General features: G+C 70.5%; 2 protein-coding genes. Both read left to right on the forward strand.

Translation table 11 applies throughout. From position 1 onward, the window contains the following. Positions 1-874: ROK family protein (locus VGT06_03355; protein ID HEV8662168.1), on the forward strand; the 874-nt coding region annotated here is incomplete at its 5' end. Positions 875-898: 24 nt separating this feature from the next. Beyond that, entirely contained in the window at positions 899-2,704 is a 1,806-nt protein-coding gene (gene lepA / locus VGT06_03360) for a translation elongation factor 4 (GenBank protein HEV8662169.1), read from the forward strand. The last annotated feature ends 114 nt before the right edge of the window (positions 2,705-2,818 follow it).

Raw genomic sequence — 2,818 nt, forward strand, 5'->3', positions numbered from 1 at the left:
GGAGGCCGCGGCCATCGTGGAGACGCTGGCGCAGGGAATCCGGGTCCTGCAGCACCAGGCCCGCGCCCACGGCATCCGCCTGGTGGGGTGCGGCCTCGGCGTCGCCGGCCTCGTGGATGGGCGGACGGGGATGATCTACACCGCGCCCAACGTGGCCGGCTTCCAGGACCTCCCCCTGAAGAAGCTCCTGGAAGAGAAGGTAGACGTGCCGGTCACGCTGGAGAATGACGCCAACGCGGCCGCCTTCGCCGAGTACTGGCTCGGGGCCGGCCGGGGCGTCGGCTCGCTCATCTGCCTGACCCTCGGGACCGGGATCGGGAGCGGCATCGTTCTCGATGGAGCCCTGTGGCGCGGGGCGAGCGGGGCGGCCGGCGAGGCGGGGCACATGACCGTGGAGGCGGAGGGCGAGCGCTGCGGCTGCGGAAGGCGCGGGTGCCTCGAGGCCTACGCCTCCGGGACCGCCATCCTGCGGGACGCTCGGGCCGCCCTGGCGCGCGGGGAGGAAACGGCTCTGCGCGGCCCCTTCGGGGCGCGGCCGGAGGCGCTCACGCCCCGGGACGTGAGCGAGGCCGCGCGGGCCGGCGATCCGGTGGCCCGGCGCATCTTCGCGCGGGCCGGCTTCTATCTGGGGGTGGGGCTTGGGAGCCTCGTCAACCTCCTGAACCCGGACCTGATCACCCTCACCGGCGGGCTGGCGGCGGCCGGGGACCTGCTCCTTGCGCCGGCCCTGGCCGAGCTCGAGCGGCGGGCCTTCCCGGTTCTCCTCCAGAGGACCCGGGTCGCGCTGTCGGCCCTCGCCGACACCGCCGGGATGCTGGGGGCCGCGGGGCTCGTCCTCGCCGACGCCGGCCATCTCTGGATGCCGGCAGGCTGAGGGGGAGCGGGACTGGCGGGTGCGATGGCCACGGACCTGAAGCTGATCCGCAACTTCTGCATCATCGCCCACATCGACCATGGGAAGTCCACCCTGGCCGATCGGCTGCTGGAGTACACCGGGGCGCTCACGGCCCGGCAGATGGGCGACCAGGTCCTGGACCAGATGGATCTGGAGCGGGAGCGCGGGATTACGATCAAGGCCAAGGCGGTCCGCCTCCGCTATCGGGCGCGCGAAGGGACGGAGTACCTGCTCAATCTCATCGATACCCCGGGCCACGTGGACTTCACCTACGAGGTCTCCCGGAGCCTGGCGGCGTGCGAGGGAGCGCTCCTGGTCGTGGACGCCGCCCAGGGGGTCGAAGCCCAGACGCTGGCCAACGTGCACCTGGCCCGGCAGCAGCAGCTCGCCCTCGTCCCGGTCATCAACAAGATTGACCTCCCGGCCGCCGACGTCCCGCGGACGAGGCGCCAGATCGAGGAGCTCCTGTTGCTCGAGGCCGGCGACGCCCTCCTCACCTCGGCCAAGGAGGGGGTCGGGACCCAGGAGGTCCTGGAGGCGGTCGTTCATCGGATCCCGCCCCCGACCGGCTCCCCCGACGCGCCACTCCGGGCCCTGATCTTCGACTCCTCGTTCGACACCTACCAGGGGGTCATCGTCTACGTCCGCCTCTACGACGGGGCCGTCCGGCCCGGCATGCGGATCCACCTGATCGGGATGGGCGCCAGCTACGAGGTGAGCCAGGTGGGGACCTTCAGGCCCGAGATGCGCCCGGCGCCGGAGCTCGTGGCGGGGGAGGTCGGATACGTCATCGCCGGCATCAAGGAGGCCCGCCTGAGCAAGGTGGGGGACACCATCACGGAGGCGGCCCGCCCGACGGCCCGCCCGCTCCCCGGCTTCCGGGAGGTCCGCCCCATGGTCTTCGCCGGGCTGTACCCGGTGGAGCCCCACGAGTACCTGCTCCTGAAGGAGGCGCTGGAGAAGCTGCGCCTGAATGATTCCTCCTTCACCTTCGAGCCGGAGACCTCCGTCGCGCTCGGCTTCGGCTTCCGCTGCGGCTTCCTGGGCCTGCTCCACATGGAGATCATCCAGGAGCGCCTCGAGCGGGAGTTCCGCCTGCGCCTCCTCACCACGGCCCCCACCGTGGTCTATCGCGTGACCAAAACCGACGGCTCCGTCCTGGAGGTGGAGAACCCGGCCAAGCTGCCGCCCCCCCAGAGCATCGCAGAGATCGAGGAGCCCTACATCCGGGCCTCCGTCCTGACCCCGACCGAGTACGTGGGGGCGATCCTCAGCCTCTGCCAGGAGAAGCGCGGGACCCAGGTGGGCCTGGAGTACCTGGAGGAGGGGCGGGTCCTGATCACCTACGAGATCCCGCTGAACGAGATCGTCCTGGACTTCTACGACCGGCTGAAGTCGGCCACCAAGGGGTACGCCTCCCTCGACTACGAGCCGATCGACTACCGGGCGGGCCCGCTGGTGAAGCTGGACATCCTGGTGAACGGGGAGCCGGTGGATGCCCTCTCCTTGATCGTGCACCGCGACCACGCCTACCCCCGGGGGAAGGCCCTCGTGGAGAAGATGAAGGAGCTGATCCCCCGGCAGCTCTTCGAGGTGGTGATCCAGGCCGCGGTGGGCGGGAAGATCATCGCCCGCGAGACCGTCCGGCCCCTCCGGAAGCACGTGACGGCCAAGTGCTACGGGGGGGACATCACCCGGAAGCGGAAGCTCCTGGAGAGGCAGAAGGAAGGCAAGAAGCGGATGAAGCAGGTGGGCCGGGTGGAGATCCCGCAGGAGGCCTTCATGGCCGTCCTGAAAGTCAAGGGCTAGTGCCGGGCCAACTGACGTCGCCTCACGTCGTTCTCGGTCGTCGGCGGTCCTCAACGTACAAACAGCGTACGCCTCCGGCCGCCTCCTCCCTCGGGCCTCGTGATGCTCGTCATT

The organism is Candidatus Methylomirabilis sp. (assembly GCA_036000645.1).
Classification (GTDB): Bacteria; Methylomirabilota; Methylomirabilia; order Methylomirabilales; family JACPAU01; genus JACPAU01.